We start from the raw sequence: 17999 nt of genomic DNA, 5'->3' as shown, positions 1-17999 counted from the left end.
CACCCCCGCCCCCCTGCCCCGCAAGGGCGCCCCGTGAGTCAGCGTTCGACTACCTCGTTCTTTGGGATGACCACGACGCCGTGTCGGGTGACGGCGAAGCGGGAGCGGTCGTGGTCCAGGTCGTAACCGATGCGGGCGCCGTCCGGGATGATGACGTTCTTGTCGATGATGGCCCGTCTGATCATCGCGCCCCGGCCCACGCTGACGCTGTCCATCAGCACGGACTCCTCCACCAGGGAGTGGGAGTGGAGCACGACGCGTGGCGAGAGGATCGAGCTGACCGCTGTGCCGCCGGAGACGATCACGCCGGGGGAGACCAGTGAGTCGAGTGCCCTGCCGACCCGCTCGCCCTCGTTGTGCACGAACTTGGCGGGCGGCAGCGGGTCGTGGCCGGTGTAGATGGGCCAGCGGTCGTTGTAGAGGTTGAAGACCGGGTGGGCGGAGATCAGGTCGAGGTGGGCGTCGTAGTAGGCGTCGAGGGTGCCGACGTCGCGCCAGTAGCCGCGGTCGCGTTCGGTCGAGCCGGGCACCACGTTGTCGGCGAAGTCGTAGACCTCCGCCCCGCCCGACTTGACCATCATTGGGATGATATTTCCCCCAATGTCGTGCCTGCTCGCGGGATCGAGGGCGTCCTCCCGCAGCGCGTCGATGAGTGGCTGGGTGCGGAAGACGTAGTTGCCCATCGACGCGTAGATCTGGTCGGGCGCGTCGGGCAGCCCCACCGCGTCGATCGGCTTCTCCCGGAACGCCACGATCCTGCGCCCGGCGGGATCGGCCTCGATCACCCCGAACTGGTCGGCCATCGTCAGCGGCTGCCGGATCGCCGCCACCGTCACGTCGGTGCCGCTCTCCACGTGCTGCTCGACCATCTGCCGGGGGTCCATCCGGTAGATGTGGTCGGCGCCGAAAACGATCACGTGCTCGGGCATCTCGTCGTAGATCAGGTTGAGGTTCTGGAACAGCGCGTCCGCCGACCCGGCGAACCACTGCGGCCCCAGCCGCTGCTGGGCCGGCACCGGCGTGACGTAGTTGCCCAGCATGGCCGAGAGCCGCCAGGTGCGTGAGATGTGCCGGTCCAGGCTGTGGTTCTTGTACTGCGTCAGCACGACGATCTTCAGGAACTGCCCGTTGGCCAGGTTGGACAGCACGAAGTCGACCAGCCGGTAGATCCCCCCGAACGGCACCGCGGGCTTCGCCCGGTCGGCGGTGAGCGGCATCAGCCGCTTGCCCTCGCCACCGGCGAGCACGATCGCAAGAACGCGGGGCGTTGTCATAGCCAGGACGATTACCCTCCGACCCATCCTCAAACCCGTCCCACATGATCTCCTGAGGCGCGGTCACATAGGGTTTGTTGACATGCGTGTCGATCTGCTGAGCAGGGAGTATCCCCCCGAGGTGTACGGCGGGGCCGGCGTCCACGTGGAGTACCTGGCCAGGGAGCTGCGCGGCCGGGTCGACCTGCGGGTACGCTGCTTCGGCGGCCCGCGAGCCGGGGCCGGGGTGGACGCCTACCGGGTGCCGCCCGGGCTGGCCGGGGCCAACCCGGCCCTCCAGGTGCTCGGCGTGGACCTGGAGATGGCCGCCGGCTGCCAGGGCGCCGACGTGGTGCACAGCCACACCTGGTACGCCAACCTCGCCGGGCACATCGCCAAGCTGCTGTACGGCGCGGCGCACGTGGTCACCACGCACAGCCTGGAGCCGCTGCGGCCGTGGAAGGCCGAGCAGCTCGGCGGCGGATACGCGCTGTCGGCGTGGGCCGAGCGCACCGCGCTGCTCGCGGCGGACGCGGTGGTGGCGGTGTCGGAGGGCATGCGCAGGGACGTTCTCGCCACCTATCCGGAAATCCCACCGGAAAAGGTGACGGTGATTCACAACGGCATCGACACCGCCGAGTACGCCAGGGACGAGGGCGCCGACGCCCTCGCCCGGCACGGCATCGACCCCCACCGGCCGTACGCGGTGTTCGTCGGCCGGATCACCCGGCAGAAGGGCCTGCTCCACCTGCTGCGCGCGGCACGAGAGCTGGCGGAGGGCGCCCAGCTCGTACTGTGCGCGGGCGCGCCGGACACCCCGGAGCTGGCCGCCGAGGTCGCCGCGCTGGTGGACGGACTGGACCGGCAGGGCGTGGTGTGGATATCGGAGATGCTGCCGCGCCGCGAGGTGATCCAGATCCTCTCGCACGCCACCGTGTTCGTCTGCCCGTCGGTCTACGAGCCGATGGGGATCGTCAACCTGGAGGCGATGGCCTGCGAGACCGCCGTCGTGGCCACCGCGACCGGCGGCATCCCCGAGGTGGTGGACGACGGGGTCACCGGCCTGCTGGTGCCCGTCGACCAGGCGGCCGACGGCACCCCGCACGACCCCGGGCGGTTCGCCGCCGATCTGGCCGAGCGGATCAACGCGCTGCTCGGCGACCCGGCGCGGGCGGCCGAGCTGGGCCGGGCCGGGCGCGCCCGGGCGGTGGAGCGCTTCTCCTGGACCACCATCGCCGCCCGGACGGCCGAGTTGTACAGCCGTGTCACGGCTGGGAGAGGATGACCCGGTGATCACGATCGGTGGCGGACGCGTCCGCATGGCGTACACCGACAGGCACGGGGGTGTCAGCGCCGCGCCGTACGGCAGCAGGAACCTCGGCGGTCATGTGGGCGACTCCGCCGAGGCGGTCGCGCAGAACCGCGCCCGGACCGAGGCCGAGCTGGGCATCGGCCCCGGCCTGCTGGTCTTCCCCCATCAGGTGCACGGCACCGACATCGCCTACGTGACCGGCCCGTTCCCCGGCGAGCCGCCGGCCGCCGACGGCGTGGTGACCGATCGGCCCGGGATCGCCCTCGGGGTCCTCGGCGCGGACTGCGCGGGCGTACTGGTGGCCGACCCGGTGAACGGCGTGATCGGCGCGGCCCACTCGGGGCGTCCCGGCACGCTCGACGGCGTGGTCACCGCACTGGCCGGGGAGATGGCCCGCCTGGGCGCCGACCTGCCGCGGGCCACGGCGGTCATCGGCCCCACGGCGTGCGGGCGCTGCTACGAGGTCCCCGCCGAGATGCGCGAGCAGGGCGCGCGGGTGCTCCCCGAGACCTGGTCCACGACGAGCTGGGGCACGCCCGCGCTCGACCTGCGCGCCGGCATCGCGGCCCGGCTCGCCGCGGCCGGGATCACCGACATCCGGCACGACGACCGCTGCACCATCGAGTCGCCCGAGCTGTACTCCCACCGTCGCGAGCGCAAGACCGGGCGGTTCGCCGGGATCGTCTGGATGCCGGGGACACCGGGCTCGTGAACCGCTCATGATCACGACGCATGGCGGCCGGAACGGTTGGCTAGTGTCGATATATCGCGTCTTTTGCTGATCGCTGGAGGGCTTTCGATGGAGGGGAACCGGGTGCGGTTCGTCCGGGGGGTGCTGGCGACGGCGGCGATGCTGGCCGCGGCCGCCGGTGCCCGGGCGGCATGGGACATCCGCACGTCGCTCGGTGCCGCGCCCGCGGGCGCGCGGGCGGCGCGGGTCCGCAGGTCGCCACGGTACGCCGGAGCCGCATTCCGCAATCCCATGCCCGCCGCGATCGTGCCACGGGGTGCGGGTGGCAGGGCCGTGCGCGAGATGCTGTTCCGGCGGCGGCGGCGCAGGCCCGCCGTGCCCGTCCCCGTGGTGACGCCGCAGAGCGGGCCGGTGGCGCCGTCCGGCGGGTTGCAGGCCACCTGGCTCGGCCACTCGACGACGCTCGTGGAGATCGAGGGCCGCCGGGTGCTGTTCGACCCGGTGTGGAGCGACCGCTGCACGCCGGTGCCGCTGCTCGGCCCGCGCCGGATCCATCCGATGCCGGTGCCGATCGAGCGCCTGCCGCACCTCGACGCCGTGGTCATCTCGCACGACCACTACGACCACCTCGACATGCCGACGATCCGCACGCTCACCCGCACCCGCGCGGTGCCGTTCGTGGTGCCGCTGGGCGTGGGCGCGCACCTGGAGCGTTGGGGCGTGCCCGCTTCGCGGATCGTCGAACTCGACTGGGACGAGCACGCCATGCTCGGCGGGCTGCGCTTCACCGCGACCGCCGCCCGGCACTTCTCGGGCCGCTCGCTGCGCCGCAATCCCACGCTGTGGAGTTCGTGGGTGGTCGCCGGACACCGGCGGCGGCTGTACTACTCGGGCGACACCGGCTACTTCGACGGCTACGCGGTGATCGGCGCGGCCCACGGCCCCTTCGACCTGACGTTGATCCAGATCGGCGCCTACAGCCCGGCCTGGCCGGACATCCACATGACGCCGGAGGAGGCCGTGGCCGCGCACCTCGACCTGCGCGGCGGCGTGCTCATCCCGGTCCACTGGGGCACCTTCAGCCTGTCGGGCCACTCGTGGTCGGAGCCGGTGGACCGGCTGTGGCGCGAGGCCAAGGCCAAGGACGTACGGCTGGCCGTGCCCCGGCCGGGCGAGCGCGTCGATGTGGACGACCCCTCCCCGGCCGACGGCTGGTGGCAGGCCGTGGCGGCGCCCTGACGCCGCCGTCAGGTCACGAAGCGGCCCGGTGGATCTGCCGGGTCAGGTCGGTCGTGCGCCGGACCGACTCCTGCCAGGAGGTGCCCGCGGGGTGGGCGGTGAGCAGGACCATCACCAGCCGCTCGCCCTTTCCGGCCAGCCCGGTGGTGTGCAGCACCGGGCGTCCGAGGTCGGGCACCACGATCTGGTCCAGCCGGGAGGCCGAACGCCCGGCCGGGGCCGCGCTGAGCGTCCCGGCGAAGGCCCCGCGCACGCCGCTCGCGTCTTCGCGGCACCGCACCGGCGGGGTCGTCCCGAAACCGGACCAGCCCTGCTTGACCGCGAACGGGCGGGGCACCGCGCTCGGGATGCCGAAGGACTGGTCGAAGCCGTCCTTGCCGCACTTGGCGGCCTTGCGCAGATGGCCCAGGATGAGCCCGCTCACCTTGGGATCGGCCCGGTCGAGCAGGTAGCGGTAGGTGGTGGCGATGTCCGACGCGCTGAGCGAGGAATAACCCCAAAAGCCCGGCTTGTAGATCGGCGGCGGGAGGGTGTCCTTCAGCCCGAGCCGCTTGGCCATCCGCTGGACGATCCGGCGCTCGCCGCCGCGCCGCCAGAACGTGGTGGCCGCGTCGTCGTCACTGGCCCGCAGCATGCTCTTCAGCAGCGCACGGTCGGCGGCCGAGACGGGCTTTCCACTCTCCAGGAGGTCGATCGCGATCAAAATCTTGACCACCGAGGCGGACCTGAACTTGCGGTGCTCGGCGTGCCGCAGCGCGATGCGGCCGCTCTGCCGGTCGAAGACGACGTAACCGGCGGTCGTCCCGCGTGGGATCTTCGGTCGCGGCCTGCGCGTCATGGGGGTCGTGCCCGCGCCGGCGGGGGCCCGTCCGGCCGTGACAGGCGTGCCCCTGTCCGCCGCCTTCGCCGCCGGCCCGCCGTTCGTCACCGCGGGCGCGCAGGCCACCACGAACGGCAAGGCGGCGGCGATCACCAAAGGTCTCACTCGAATCATTCGCACATGCCTATCAGATCCACCGACGCTTCGCTTTGTCGCGAAGCTTCCGGGCGGGCCGGGCGGTGGTCTCCGGAATCCTCAGGACGCGCGTTCGAGCACGACGATCGGGATCTCCCTGTCGGTCTTCTTCTGGTATTCGTCATAGTCCGGCCAGGTGGCGGTCATGGTGCGCCACATCTCCGGCTTTTCCTCCCGGTCGGCCGTACGGGCCCGCGCCGGGAACTTGTCCGCGAGCACCTGGACCTCCACCTCCGGGTGGGACTGGAGGTTCAGGTACCAGTCCGGCGGGATGTCCGAGCCGCCGTGGGAGGCGACGATCAGGTAGTCGTCGCCGTGCCGCTGGTAGATGAGCGGCGTGGTGTACCTCTTGCCGGACCTGCGGCCGGTGGTGGTGAGCAGGAGGGCCGTCGTACCGTTCCAGTCGTGTCCCTCGGCTCCGTCGGTCGCCTGATAGCGCTCGACGTGCTCTTTACCGAAAAGCATGAATATGTACCTTTCCAAGTGGCCTGAAGCGTTCCAGAGAGGTAACTACCCGCGGGATCGGAAACCTTCCCATTCATCCTCCAACGCGGAGTGAACGATGGAGTCACGCCATTCGCCCTTGGCGCGGACATGGTGCCGAATCCGGCCCTCCTCCACCATCCCGGCGACCAGCATGGCGAGCTGGGCGGCGGTGTTGGCCGGAGCGCGGGCGCCCCAGATCCGGTGCAGGCCGAGCTGCTTGAAACCGAGCTGCAACACCAGGCGGACCAGGTCGGTGCCCATGCCCCGGCCCCAGTGGTCCGGACGCAGGCCGAGGCCGATCTCCGCGCTGTGCGGATGCTCGGCCTCGACCGTGATCCGCGCCACGCCGATCGTCTTCCCGCTGTCGGTCTCCTCCGCGGCCAGCAGGTACAGCAGGCGTGGTTCCGGACCTGCCGCCGCGGCCAGCGCCTCATCGATCATCCCGAGCACCTGATCTCGGGTCTTGGGGTCGAAGGGAAGGTGTTCGGTGGCGGCGGGGTCTCCATAGACGGCGAGCAACGCCTCGATGTCGCCGTGGTCTACCTCGCGCAGCCGCAGTCGTTCTCCAGTGATCTCAACGCCGCGCATGCGCCGACGCTAACGCCTTCCCGGCCGCAGTGCCATAGATCAGTACCGCTGAATCGGCCTATGCGCGCGCTTCGCGGCCCTTGCGGGGCCGCGGGACGCCTGGGAGACTCCGCAAAGTGCGGGTGACTGTGCTGATCGGCCCCGAAGCGCCGGGCGACCGGGCCCTGATCGAGGAGATCGCCGGCGCCGAGCTGGCCCGCCTTTCGGCGAGCGGGCAGGTGCTGGCCGCGGACGACGCGCCCGCGTTGCGGTCGCTGCTCGCGGCTCCGGCCGAGGCGTTCGTGGTGCTGCCGGGCCCGCAGGCCGCGGCCAGGGAGCTGATGACCGGGCCGGGGCCGCACGCCGCGCGCACGGTCTGGCTCGACCTGCGCCACACCGGCCCCGCGCGGGTCGCGGACGGGGCCGCGCACATCCACGGCCGGGGGATGGACGGGCTGGCCTGGGCGCTACGGCACGCCGTGTACCGGACCCGGCACCCGGCCCGCCGCGTGCCGTACGGCGAGCATCCGGACCAGTGGGCCGACCTGCGCCTCCCCGTGGACCCCCGGCGGGCGGGCGCGGAACCGCCCGTGGCGGTGCTCGTGCACGGCGGGTTCTGGCGCTCGGTCTGGGGAGCCGACCTGATGGACGCCGCCGCCGTGGACCTCGCCGGACGCGGATTTTCGGTGTGGAATCTGGAGTACCGCCGCCCCGACGCGCACGGCTGGGCGGCCACCACCTCCGACGTGGCCGCCGGGCTGGCCGCCGCCTCGGCCGGGTCCGGCCCGCTGGTCGTGCTCGGGCACTCTGCGGGCGGGACGCTCGCCCTGCGGGCGGCGGCCGACGCCCCCGGGCGGGTCGCGCTGGCCGTGTCCCTGGCCGGTGTCCTCGACCTCGCCGAGGGCGACCGCCGCCGGATGGGCAACGGCGCGGTGGCGATGGCGCTCGGCGGGCACGTCGCCGGCGTGCCGGACGTCTACGCGCAGGCCAGCCCGATCGAGCGGCTGCCGCTCGGTGTACGGCAGCTCATCGTGCAGGGGGCCGGTGATGAGACCGACTTCGTCGACATGGGACGCCGCCACGCCCGCGCCGCGGGGGAGGAGGCGGTGCTGCTGGAACGGCCGGGCGGCCACTTCGACGTGATCGACCCGGGATCGGCCATCTGGCAGGCGATGATCGAGGAGATCTTCCGGCTGCTGTCCTGACTCCGCTCTGGACTTCTCCGCCGCCGCGTCGTAACACGGGGATATCGATCACGATAGGAGCGTTCACCGTGGAGGTCTCGATCGTCGGCGCCGGCCTGGTCGGCTCCCTGCTCACGTGTTTCATGGCCCGCCGGGGGCACGCCGTGACACTGTACGAACGGCGTCCCGACCCCCGCCGCGCGGGCGCGGAGCGGGGCAGATCGATCAACCTGGCCATCTCCGAGCGCGGCATCGACGCGCTGCGCAGGGTCGGCCTGGACGAGGTCGTGCTGGACGCGGCGCTGCCGATGCCCGGCAGGATGATGCACGCCGTGGACGGCGAGCTGACCTTCCAGCCCTACAGCGCGGACCGGGACCGGGCGATCAACTCGATCGGCCGCGCCGGCCTCAACCGCACCCTGCTGGACGCGGCGGCCGCGCTGCCCGGAGTACGGCTGTGCTTCGACCACCGGCTCACGTCCATGGACGCCGACTCCGGCCGGATGGTGTTCCAGACGCCCGGCGACCCCGGCACGGTGACGGCCACCGCGCCGGTGATCATCGGCACGGACGGGGCCTTCAGCGCGGTGCGCGCCGCGATGCAGGGCAGGCCCGGATTCGACTACAGCCAGGAGTTTCTGGACTACGGCTACAAGGAGCTGGTCATCCCGCCCGCCCCGGACGGCGGGTTCGCGATGGACCCCGGCGCCCTGCACATCTGGCCGCGCGGGCACTCCATGATGATCGCGCTGCCCAATCCCGACCGCTCGTTCACCTGCACGCTGTTCTGGCCGAAGGCCGACTTCGCGAGCCTGACCACGCCCGAGCGGATCACCGAGCTGTTCGCCGAGCGCTATCCGGACGCGCTCGCGCTCATGCCCGGCCTTTCCGATGACTATCTGCGCAACCCGACCGGGCACCTGGTCACGATCCGGTGCGCGCCCTGGGTGGTGCCGGGCGGCGCGGCCATCACCGCGCTGGCCGGTGACGCGGCGCACGCCATCCTGCCGTTCTACGGCCAGGGGGCCAACTGCGGGTTCGAGGACTGCGTGGAGCTGGACCGATGCCTGGCCGAGACCGGCGACGACTTCGCCGCCGCGCTGCCGCTCTACCAGGAGCGGCGCAAGCGCAACGCGGACACCATCGCCGAGCTGGCCCAGGCCAACTTCGTGGAGATGCGCGACAAGGTCGCCTCCCGGATGTTCCTGGCGCAGAAGAAGGTGGAGCACGCGCTGGAGCGCCTGCTGCCCGGGCGGTACGTCTCGCAGTACGAGCTGGTCTCCTTCAGTACCGTCCCGTACGTGGAGGTGGAGCGGCGGATCGCCCGGCAGCGGCGCTGGGTCGCCGCGGCGGGGGCGGGGATCACCGCGCTGACCGCCGTGGCCGCACTCGGTGGCGCACGCAGACGTCATAAGTAGGCCCTCTACATGTAGGCTGTCTATGTAAGGATGATCGAAGGAGGGGCTGTGAGGACGTTCGGCGTGACGCTGGCCGGGCTGGTCGGCGGATTCATCCTGGGGATCGTGCTATCCGAGGTCATCGCGGTCACGACGGCCCTGATCACCGGCCGTCCGGCGGGGGTGAGCCACCTGCCGGTGTACACGGGGCCGGCCGGGGGCGTGCTGGCGCTCGCCGTACGGCTGAGCCGCCGCGATCGGTCGCGGACGGAGGTCTGACGCCCGTACTCATACGGGCTGACCTGGGGTTTTCTTAGCCCGGCCGGGTGGTTGCGGCGGTGGCCGCAGGGAACGACGGCAGGCACCAGACCTGCCGGAGGGACCATGGAAGCACCCGTGCCCGGCGTGCTCGCCGCGCTGGGCCTGCTCGCGGCGGGCGTGGCCGGGGTCTACGCCGCCGCGCGCGGGCCGGAGCCGCTCGCGACGTGGCCGTTCCTGTCCGGCGCGCGGCCCGCCGAGCACGCGATGTCCCGCTACCACGTCCGGTGGTACGCCATGTCGCTGGTCTTCCTGGCCTTCGACATGGAAATGGTCTTCATGTACCCCTGGGCGCTGGTGGTCGCCGAGGTCGGGACCATGGCGGTCGTCGAGATGTTCGCGTTCCTCGGGCTGCTCATGGCCGGGGTCGTCTACGTCTGGCGCGAGGGGGCGCTGCGGTGGGCCTGAGCGGCCGGCTCGCCCGCTGGGCGGGGCCGCGGCCGCTGCTGGTGGCCACGCCGTACGGCACGCGCCCGCGGCTGCACGCCGAGGCCGAGATCGCCCGCCGCCGCTGGCACCCGGCCGCCGCGCCCGCGGCGGCCTCGCTCCTGGTCGTCTGCGGGCTCGCCACGGGAGAACTGGCCACCGCCGTGGCGGAGGTCTGGGAGTCCATGCCGGACCCACGGACCCGGACGGACCTCCCGCCGGACGCGGGCCCCACGGAGGTCTCCCACGCCTTGGACGAGGTTGCGGCCCGCCTGGCCGGTGGTGGCATGGGGGTGTCCGGTGGCGGCGCGATGGCCGGGTATGGCGGCGATCATGGCGGCGGTATGGAGATGCCCGGTGGAATCGGGATGGCCGGGCGTGGGGAGGACCGGGACGGGCTGCGGCTGGAGGTGCTGCACGTGCCGCTCGGGCCGGTGCTCGCCGACTGGCCGGGCGGGCTGGTCGTGGACGCCACGGTGCAGGGCGACGTCGTCCAGGAGGCGGCGGTCAGGGTCGTCGGCGCGGACCTCGGCGCGGACGAGCCGTTCTGGGACGAACCGTGGCACAAAGCACAGAGCGGCGAACGCGTCCCGCGTGGCGCGGCCGAACGACGCGGCGCCGCCGAGCGCCTGGACGGCATGGGCCGGCTGCTCGCGGTGGCGGGCTGGCCCGCGGCGGCCCGCGCGGCCAGGACGCTGCGCGACCGGATGCTCATGGACCGGCCGGCGGCGGGACTCGCCGCCGAGTTCGCCCGGTTCGAGCGCCGGGTGCGCGGCTCGCGCGCGCTGCGCTGGATGCTGCGCGGCATCGACGCCGGGCAGGACGACGTCCTGGGATACGCGCTGAGATCGCTCGACGTCGTGGGCGCGGCACTGGACCGGATGGACGACGACACGCCACTACCGGCGAACCGCCCCGACCCGGGAAGCACCCACGACCGGCTGCCCGCCCTGCTGGCCGGAGCCGAACTGGCGGCGGCCCGCCTGATCGTGGCGGCCCTCGACCCCCGCACCGAGGCGGCCGGCGGCCATGGCTGACAGAGCGCCGGACTCGTCGGCCCCCCGTGCCGTTCCTGGACGGACGGCTCTGACAGGTGGCGCGTCCATGTGCCGCTCCGAAAGGGGGCGGCGGCCTTGGGAGTGATCCTGGCGTTTCCCGTCGTGCTGGGCGGGCTGGCGCTGGCCGCCGCCGTACTGGACTCCCGGACCCGGGGGACCGGCTGGGCGGGACCACTGCGGGAGGCGGCGCGCCTGCTCGGGCAGCGGCGGCGGCGGACCGTCGCGGCCGACGGCCTGCTCGTCACGGCGGGCGTGTGCGCCCTCCTGACCGCCGCGACCCTCGCCGGGACGGCGGTACTGCCGCTCGGTGAACGCCCGCTCGCCGACCTGGCCGTGGGCGTCGTGTGGTTCAACGCGATGGAGGTGGCGGTGTGGGCCGCGCTCTGGCTCACCGGATGGGGCGCGAACTCCTTCTACCCCCTGGTCGGCGGCTACCGCTTCCTGGCGCAGGGCCTCGCCTACGAGCTGCCGCACATGTTCGCGCTGATCACGGTCGCGGTCGGCGCGGGCTCGCTGCGGGTGCCCGAGGTGGTGGCGGCGCAGCGCGGGCTGTGGTTCGCCGTGGCCATGCCGGTCGCGTTCGCGGTCTACCTGCTGTCGGCGCTGGCGATGGCGTTCTGGGGTCCGCTGGGCGGGCCGCTGGGCGTCGATGTCGCGGGCGGCGTGCGGGCCGAGCTGTCCGGTCCCGACCTGCTGATCTTCCAGGCCGGGCGGTACGCGCTGCTGGCGGTCGCCGCGGCGGCGGCCGTGCCGTTCTTCCTGGGCGGCGGGGCGGGTCCGGGACTGCCCGCCTGGGCCTGGACCCTGGTCAAGGCGCTCGCCGTGCTGGCGCTGCTGGTCTGGGCCGGACGCCGTACGGCGGGCCTGCGGATGGACCGGTTCACCGAGGCGTCCTGGCTCGTGCTGATCCCCGCCATGCTGCTGCAACTGCTGGTCACCGCGACCGTGGCGGTGGCGGCCCGGTGATCGCGGGCATCGCCTTCTGGGCCCTCGCCGCGCTCGCCGTGGCGGGCGGCGTCGCCGTCTTCGTGGTCGACTCCATGGCCAGGGCGACGTTCGCGCTGCTGGTGTCCTTCCTGGCGGTGGGCCTGACCTTCCTGCTCATCGACCTGCAGTACCTCGGCGTGCTCGTCATCCTGATGATGATCATGGAGATGTGCGTCATGGCCGTCTTCATGATCATGTTCATGATGAACCCCGGCGGCCTGATGCCGATGACCATGGTGCACAACCCGCGCGGCGCGGCGCTGATCGCCGCCGTCGTGTTCGTCTCGCTCGCCGCCGGGGCACTGGCCGTCCCGCCGCCACCGCGCCGCGGCGCGCCCCCCGCCGACCCTGCGCGCGCCCTCGGCCTTTCCATCATGGGGGACAAGATGCTGGTCATGATGATCATCGGCGTCGCGATCCTGGCCACCATGATCGCCTCCGTGGTGCTCGCCGTCCACGGCGGGCGCTACGCCGCGGGTCGGAGCCGGTCCCGGTGAGCGCGCAGGGCTTCCTGCTGCTGGCCGCCGCGCTGTTCGCGACCGGCCTGTACGGCGCGCTGTCGCAGCAGTCGATCGTCATGCTGATGATGGGCCTGGAGCTGATGATCAACGGGGTGCTCGTCGCGGCCGGGGCGAGCTGGTACTACTTCGCCCCGGCCCGCGCCGACGGCCAGGTGCTGGTCCTGGTCGCGATCACGGTGATGGCGCTGGAGATGGCGATGGGCTTCGCCGTGACCATCGCCGTCTTCCGCGCCCGCGACGTGGACATGACCGAGGGCGCGAGCGAGCTGGGCGGATGAACGACCTGCTGTGGCTGCTCCCCGGACTGCCCGCGGCGGCGGGCGCGGCGCTGCTGCCCATGCGCGGGCGGGCGGTGCCCGCGCTCGCGGTGTCCGTCGCGGCGGTGACGCTGCTGATCGCGGTGTACGCGGCGGTCGCCCGGCCCGCGACCCGGCCGATCCCGTCGGTGGGCGGCCTGCGGGCGGGGCTGGCGGTGGACGGGCTGGCCGCGGTCATGGCGGTGACGACGGCGGCGGTCGCCCTCGCCGTACTGGTCTACGCGGCGGGTCGGATCCGTGCCTCGCGCGGCAGGTTCTTCGGGCTCATGCTCGTCTTCACCGCCGCCATGCTGGCCACCGTCACGGCGGCCGACCTGCTGGTGCTGCTCATGGCCTGGGAGGTCATGGGCGCGTGCTCCTACGCGCTGATCGCGTTCGACTGGCGGGACGGCGGGCGGGTGCGCGCGGGCGGCGTCGCCTTCCTCACCACCCGCGCCGCCGACCTCGGCCTGTACGTCGCCGCCGGGTGCGCGCTGGCGGGCACCGGCTCGTTGGCCGTCGCCGGTCTCGCATCCGCCCCGCGTCCCTGGCCGGACCTGGTCGCGGGCGGGATCGTGCTGGCCGCGCTGGGCAAGTCGGCCCAGCTCCCGTTCGCCTTCTGGCTGTCGCGGGCGATGGCCGGGCCCACGCCGGTCTCGGCGCTGCTGCACTCGGCGACCATGGTCGCGGCCGGGGCCTACCTGCTGCTGCGCGTCCAGCCACTGCTCGCCGCCACCGGCTGGGCGGCGCTCCTGGTCGCCTGGGCGGGCGCGCTGACCGCGCTGCTGCTCGGCGCGGTGGCCCTGGCCCAAACCGACCTGAAGCAACTGCTCGCCGCCTCGACCAGCGCCCAGATCGGGTTCGCGGTACTGGCGGCGGGGCTGCCCGCGCTCGCGGGCGGGGCGGCCCACCTGGTCGCGCACGCGGCGGTGAAAAGCCTGCTCTTCTTGTGCGCGGGCGTGTGGCTGGCCGCGCTCGGCACCCAGGACCTGCGCGAACTGCGCGGCGCGGGCCGCCTGCACCGGCCGGTCGGGGTGGCCTTCGCGCTCGGCGGGGCGGCCCTCGGCGGGCTGCCGCCGCTGTCGCTGTGGGTCACCAAGGACGCCGTGCTCGCCGCCACGGGTTCACCGGCGCTGTTCGCCGTCTGCCTCGGCGCGGTGCTGGTGGCCGCCGGCTATGCCGCGCGGGTCGTGCTGGCGGTCTGGCTGCCGCCCGGCCATGGCGGCACCGTCCGGGCCGGGGCGCTGGAACTGCTGCCGCTGCCGCCGCTCACCGTGGTCGCGGTCGCGTTCGGACTGGTCGGCCTCTGGTACGGCGAGTGGGCGCGCTTCGTCGGGGCCGGGCCCGGCGAACCGCGCCCGGCCCTTCCCGGGCTGGCCCTGACGGGCGTACTGGCCGTCGCGGCGCTCGCCCGCGTCCTGCGGCACGGCCCCGACGCCGCGCTGGCCCTCCCGGGGTTCGCGGGCTGGCTCGGCCTGGAACGCGCGGCCGTCGCAGCGGCCTGGCGGCCCATGACCGCCCTGGCGCGGGCGCTCGCGCGGTTCGACGACCGGGTGGTCGGCGGCGCGGTGCGGGCCGTACCGCGCCTCGGCACGGCCCTGGCCCGCTGGACGCGCACCCGCGCCGAACCCGCCCTGGACGGCGTGATCCACGCGCTCGCCAGCACCGCCCGCCGCCTCGGGACCCTGGCCAGACGCCCGCAGACCGGCCAGGTCCACACCTACCTGGCCCAGGCCGCGGTCTGCCTGATCATCATCGCGCTCCTGGCCCTGGTGGTCTGGGGGTGAGCGGGTGCTCTCGCTGGTGATCTTCCTGCCGCTGGCCGCGGCGGCGGTGTTCGCGCTGCCGCGTACCGGCCGGGCGGCGGGGGCCGTCTGGATCGCCGCGGCGGCGGCCGACCTGGCGCTCGCGGTGGCACTGTGGGCGACCTACCCGGGCGGCATCGGGCACGAGACACGGCTGCGCTGGATACCGACCGTGTCGGCCGGCTACCACATCGGCGTGGACGGCCTGTCGCTGCCGCTGATCGCGATGACCTGCGTGCTGTTCCTGTGCTGCGCCGTCTACTCCGCGCGCGGCCCGGTCTCCCGCTCCTACGCGGCGCTGTTCCTGTTCCTCCAGACGGTCTCCGTCGGCCTGTTCGCGGCCCTGGACCTGCTGCTGTTCTTCGTGTTCTTCGACCTGTCCATCGTCGGCATGTACTTCGTGATCGCCGGCTGGGGGCACGGCGACCGCGCGCGGTCGGCGCTGATGTTCTTCCTCTACACCTTCCTCGGCTCGCTGGTCCTGCTGCTCGGGTTCATCGGGCTGTACGTGGGCGGGCGCACGTTCGACATCGCCGACCTGGCCCGCGTCCCGCCGTTCGCCGACCGGCCGGGCGCGGCGGCGGTGGTGCTGCTCGCGGTCGGGGTGGGGCTGGCGGTCAAGACGCCCGCCGTACCGTTGCACACCTGGCTCCCGCCCGCGCACACCGACGCGCCCGCCGCCGGCTCCGCCGTACTCGCCGGGGTGCTGCTGAAGATGGGCGCGTACGGCTTCGCCAGGATCGCGATGCCGCTGCTGCCGGGGGCCTGGCAGCGGTACGCGTGGGTGATCATCTGCGTGGGCCTGGCCGGAGTCCTCTACGGCGCGCTGGTCGCCCTGGCCCAGGACGACGTCAAGCGGCTGATCGCCTACACCTCTGTCAACCACATGGGCTACATCCTGCTCGCCCTCGGCGCGGCCGGCCTGGCCGCGCCGAGCGCGCCGCGCACGCTCGCGGTCAGCGGCGCGGTCACCCAGATGGTCAGTCACGGCCTGCTCACAGGGGCATTGTTCCTGGTCGCGGGCGTGCTGTGGGACCGCGCCCGCACCTACGACGCCCGCCGCCTCGGCGGCGTCGCGGCCACCGCGCCCAGGCTGACCGCCCTGGCCGCGCTCGCCGCGTTCGGCTCGCTCGGGCTGCCCGGCCTTTCCGGCTTCATCGCGGAGTTCCAGATCTTCGCGGGGGTCATCGGCACCGGCCTGCCGGCCGCGGTCGTGGCCGGCGCGCTCGGCGTGACCGGCATCCTGATCACCGCCGCGCTGTTCCTGCGGGTCCTGCACCGGGTGTTCCTCGGCCCGCCCGGCGAGGCCGGGGTCAATCCGGACACCCGGTGGCCGGAGACCGCCGCGATCGCCCCGCTGCTCGCGCTGTCGGTGCTGATCGGCCTCGCCCCGCGATGGCTGCTCGACCTCATCGAGCCGGTCTCCGCCGCGATCGTGTCACTGGTGGGCCGCCCGTGACAGAGAATCCCTGGGACCTCCTGCCGGAACTGCTGATCCTCGGCGGCGCGGTCACCGGCCTGCTCACGGGCGCCTTCTCGGCCCGCGAGCGGCAGGGACGGGCCGCCTGGATCAGCGCCGCCGCCCTGGTGGCGGCGGCGGTCGCGGCGATGGCCGCCGCCCTGCGGCCGGACGGCATGGCCTTCGAGTCCTGGGCGCTCGATCCGCTCACCCACGTCGTCCGGGTCGTGGTGGCCCTGGCGACGGCGGCGGTGGTGGTGCTCGCCCGCCGCCGGGCGCGCGGCCACCCGCGTGAGGCCGAGCTGTACGCGCTGCTGCTGCTCGCCGCGCTCGGCACGCTCGCGCTGGCGGCGGCCGATGACCTGCTGGTCCTCGTGTCGGCGTACCTGCTGGCCAGTGTGCCCGGCTACGCGCTCGCCGGGTTCGCCAAGGACGGGCCGGGCACCGAGGCGGCGCTGAAGTACTACCTGATGGGGGCCTTCCTCGGGGTGCCGATGCTGGCCGGGGTCACCCTGCTGTACGGCGCGGCGGGCACGACCGCCTACGGCGGCCTGGCCGGTGAGCGGCCGGGCATCGCGGCCGTCGCCGCCGTGCTGCTGCTGGCCGGGGTGCTGTTCAAGGCGGGGGCCGTGCCCGCGCACTTCTGGGTGCCCGACGTGACGCAGGGCGCGCCGATCGCGGTCGCGGCGTTCGTCACCACCGTGCCCAAGGCGGGCGCGCTCGCGGCGCTGCTGCGGCTCGGCGGCGAGGTGTTCGGCGCGGCCGGGTACGGCTGGCGGCCACTGCTCGGACTGGTCGCCGTGGCCACCATGACGCTCGGCAACCTGGCCGCCTTCCACCAGGACGACGTACGCCGCCTGCTGGCCTACTCCACCATCGCCCAGGCCGGCTACGCGCTGGTGCCGGTCGCCGTGGCCGGAGCGAGCGCGTTGGCCGTCCCCGCGCTGTTGTTCTACGTCGCCGCCTACGCCGTCACCAACCTCGGGGCCTTCGCCGTCGTGGCCGCCACCGGCCGTACCACCCTGGCCGGGCAGACCGGGCTGGCCCGCCGTTCCCCGGCGCTCGCCGTCGCGCTCACCGTGTGCCTGCTGGGGCTGGTCGGCACCCCGCCCACGGCGGTGTTCGCCGGCAAGCTGCTCGTGCTCGGCGCGGCCTGGGACGGCGGGCATCCGTGGCTCGCGGTGGCCGTCGTGGTCAACACGGTGATCAGCCTGTTCTACTACCTGCGCTGGATCCGGCCGGTCTTCGCGGGCGGGGACGCCGGCCGGCCGGACCCGTGGGCGGCGGGGATCGCCTGCGCCGCCGCCGCGCTGTCGGTCGTCCTGGGCATCGGGGCGGGTGCCGTTACGCCACTGATGTCCCTTGGATGACTCGGTTTTATAGCGGATGGGCATTTGTCTAGTTATCTCGGGCTTGGCGGGTTACCGTCATGGCGGATGGTGGCCGAGGCGAGGAGACCGCGCGCCCTGTGGATCAGATTGTCGAAAATCTGCTCGATGTCATGCGCGCGGAGCTCGGTTACCGGGAAAAGGGCGGGCAGTACACCAAGTTCGGCACGTGGTACGCGAAGAAGGTCGGCGATCCGCAGTACCGGAACGCCCCCTGGTGCGACATGTCCATCGCGTGGGCCGCCGAGCGTGCGGGGGTCGCCGACTACGTCGGCTCGTTCGCCTGGACCCCCTCGCACGCGGTCTGGTTCAAGCAGCACGAAGCCTGGACCGACGAGCCCGAGCCGGGAGCGCTGGTCTTCTTCGACTGGGGCGGCTCCAAGAACTACAAGAAGATCGACCATGTCGGCGTCGTGGAGCGGGTCGCGGGCGGCAAGATCCACACGATCGAGGGGAACGTCGACCGGGTCTGGCTCAAGCGCAAGGTCCGCGACGAGAGCAAGGTGGTCGGATACGGCCTGCCCCGCGTCGTCAAGGAGGCCCGGCTGGCCGCCGCCCGCGACCCGCTCCACGACGCCGACATGGTCGATCTTCTTG

Annotated in this window: 19 protein-coding genes; 15 read left to right on the top strand and 4 right to left on the bottom strand. The window is 73.3% G+C overall.

Annotated features, from left to right (window positions below):
• Positions 1–38: 38 nt before the first annotated feature.
• Positions 39–1274 (bottom strand): glucose-1-phosphate adenylyltransferase, encoded by a 1236-nt coding sequence (glgC, locus tag C1I98_RS17920; protein WP_111168594.1) that lies wholly within the window; start codon positions 1272–1274, stop codon positions 39–41.
• A gap of 82 nt (positions 1275–1356) precedes the next feature.
• On the opposite strand from glgC, the gene glgA reads away from it, so the two are divergent.
• From glgA to C1I98_RS17905, 3 genes are all read left to right on the top strand, one after another.
• Positions 1357–2538, top strand: a complete 1182-nt coding sequence (gene glgA / locus C1I98_RS17915; protein WP_111168593.1) for a glycogen synthase — start codon at positions 1357–1359, stop codon at positions 2536–2538.
• 4 nt (positions 2539–2542) lie between these two features.
• Complete coding sequence (gene pgeF / locus C1I98_RS17910) at positions 2543–3277, top strand: peptidoglycan editing factor PgeF (protein WP_306461897.1); 735 nt, start codon at positions 2543–2545, stop codon at positions 3275–3277.
• A gap of 87 nt (positions 3278–3364) precedes the next feature.
• On the top strand, positions 3365–4495 hold the full coding sequence (locus tag C1I98_RS17905) for an MBL fold metallo-hydrolase (RefSeq protein WP_111168592.1): 1131 nt from the start codon (positions 3365–3367) through the stop codon (positions 4493–4495).
• A 13-nt stretch (positions 4496–4508) separates the two neighbouring features.
• Here the strand turns inward: C1I98_RS17905 and C1I98_RS17900 are convergent, their stop codons facing one another.
• From C1I98_RS17900 to C1I98_RS17890, 3 genes are all read right to left on the bottom strand, one after another.
• Positions 4509–5480, bottom strand: coding sequence for a hypothetical protein (locus C1I98_RS17900; RefSeq protein WP_438672093.1), 972 nt, complete (start codon positions 5478–5480; stop codon positions 4509–4511).
• A gap of 90 nt (positions 5481–5570) precedes the next feature.
• Positions 5571–5975, bottom strand: a complete 405-nt coding sequence (locus C1I98_RS17895) for a nitroreductase family deazaflavin-dependent oxidoreductase (protein WP_111168591.1) — start codon at positions 5973–5975, stop codon at positions 5571–5573.
• A 45-nt stretch (positions 5976–6020) separates the two neighbouring features.
• Positions 6021–6584: a GNAT family N-acetyltransferase gene (locus tag C1I98_RS17890; RefSeq protein WP_111168590.1), complete on the bottom strand. Its 564-nt coding sequence runs from the start codon at positions 6582–6584 to the stop codon at positions 6021–6023.
• A gap of 116 nt (positions 6585–6700) precedes the next feature.
• Between C1I98_RS17890 and C1I98_RS17885 the strand changes: the two genes are divergently transcribed.
• The 12 genes from C1I98_RS17885 to C1I98_RS17830 form a co-directional block, all read left to right on the top strand.
• Entirely contained in the window at positions 6701–7768 is a 1068-nt protein-coding gene (locus C1I98_RS17885) for an alpha/beta hydrolase family protein (RefSeq protein WP_199537017.1), read from the top strand.
• A gap of 68 nt (positions 7769–7836) precedes the next feature.
• Entirely contained in the window at positions 7837–9165 is a 1329-nt protein-coding gene (locus C1I98_RS17880; RefSeq protein WP_199537016.1) for an FAD-dependent oxidoreductase, read from the top strand.
• A 48-nt stretch (positions 9166–9213) separates the two neighbouring features.
• Positions 9214–9423, top strand: coding sequence for a DUF5957 family protein (locus C1I98_RS17875; protein ID WP_111168588.1), 210 nt, complete (start codon positions 9214–9216; stop codon positions 9421–9423).
• A 105-nt stretch (positions 9424–9528) separates the two neighbouring features.
• On the top strand, positions 9529–9870 hold the full coding sequence (locus C1I98_RS17870; RefSeq protein ID WP_111168587.1) for an NADH-quinone oxidoreductase subunit A: 342 nt from the start codon (positions 9529–9531) through the stop codon (positions 9868–9870).
• Positions 9861–10925: a hypothetical protein gene (locus C1I98_RS17865; RefSeq protein ID WP_111168586.1), complete on the top strand. Its 1065-nt coding sequence runs from the start codon at positions 9861–9863 to the stop codon at positions 10923–10925. Before C1I98_RS17870 ends, C1I98_RS17865 begins: the two co-directional genes overlap by 10 nt.
• A gap of 69 nt (positions 10926–10994) precedes the next feature.
• A complete protein-coding gene (locus tag C1I98_RS17860; RefSeq protein ID WP_111168585.1) occupies positions 10995–11912 on the top strand; it encodes an NADH-quinone oxidoreductase subunit H in 918 nt (305 codons plus the stop codon).
• A complete protein-coding gene (locus C1I98_RS17855; protein WP_233507959.1) occupies positions 11909–12430 on the top strand; it encodes an NADH-quinone oxidoreductase subunit J in 522 nt (173 codons plus the stop codon). Before C1I98_RS17860 ends, C1I98_RS17855 begins: the two co-directional genes overlap by 4 nt.
• Positions 12427–12732 (top strand): NADH-quinone oxidoreductase subunit NuoK, encoded by a 306-nt coding sequence (locus tag C1I98_RS17850; protein WP_111168584.1) that lies wholly within the window; start codon positions 12427–12429, stop codon positions 12730–12732. Before C1I98_RS17855 ends, C1I98_RS17850 begins: the two co-directional genes overlap by 4 nt.
• Positions 12729–14537, top strand: coding sequence for a proton-conducting transporter transmembrane domain-containing protein (locus C1I98_RS17845; RefSeq protein ID WP_199537015.1), 1809 nt, complete (start codon positions 12729–12731; stop codon positions 14535–14537). Before C1I98_RS17850 ends, C1I98_RS17845 begins: the two co-directional genes overlap by 4 nt.
• A gap of 4 nt (positions 14538–14541) precedes the next feature.
• Positions 14542–16014: a complex I subunit 4 family protein gene (locus tag C1I98_RS17840; protein ID WP_111168583.1), complete on the top strand. Its 1473-nt coding sequence runs from the start codon at positions 14542–14544 to the stop codon at positions 16012–16014.
• Positions 16011–17384, top strand: coding sequence for an NADH-quinone oxidoreductase subunit N (locus C1I98_RS17835; protein ID WP_233507958.1), 1374 nt, complete (start codon positions 16011–16013; stop codon positions 17382–17384). Before C1I98_RS17840 ends, C1I98_RS17835 begins: the two co-directional genes overlap by 4 nt.
• A 131-nt stretch (positions 17385–17515) precedes the next feature.
• A partial coding sequence (locus C1I98_RS17830; RefSeq protein WP_233507957.1) for a CHAP domain-containing protein occupies positions 17516–17999 on the top strand: 484 nt, incomplete at its 3' end.

Origin of the sequence: Spongiactinospora gelatinilytica (genome assembly GCF_003236385.1) — a bacterium.
Classification (GTDB): domain Bacteria; phylum Actinomycetota; class Actinomycetes; order Streptosporangiales; family Streptosporangiaceae; genus Spongiactinospora; species Spongiactinospora gelatinilytica.
The sequence above is the reverse complement of the archived record's forward strand: the minus strand, read 5'-3'. Positions and strand labels throughout refer to the sequence as shown.

Coding starts and splice junctions, on each gene's coding strand:
- glgC (WP_111168594.1), bottom strand. CDS start 1,274: ATGACAACGCCCCGCGTTCTTGCGATCGTGCTCGCCGGTGGCGAGGGC.
- glgA (WP_111168593.1), top strand. CDS start 1,357: ATGCGTGTCGATCTGCTGAGCAGGGAGTATCCCCCCGAGGTGTACGGC.
- C1I98_RS17905 (WP_111168592.1), top strand. CDS start 3,365: ATGGAGGGGAACCGGGTGCGGTTCGTCCGGGGGGTGCTGGCGACGGCG.
- C1I98_RS17895 (WP_111168591.1), bottom strand. CDS start 5,975: ATGCTTTTCGGTAAAGAGCACGTCGAGCGCTATCAGGCGACCGACGGA.
- C1I98_RS17890 (WP_111168590.1), bottom strand. CDS start 6,584: ATGCGCGGCGTTGAGATCACTGGAGAACGACTGCGGCTGCGCGAGGTA.
- C1I98_RS17870 (WP_111168587.1), top strand. CDS start 9,529: ATGGAAGCACCCGTGCCCGGCGTGCTCGCCGCGCTGGGCCTGCTCGCG.
- C1I98_RS17845 (WP_199537015.1), top strand. CDS start 12,729: ATGAACGACCTGCTGTGGCTGCTCCCCGGACTGCCCGCGGCGGCGGGC.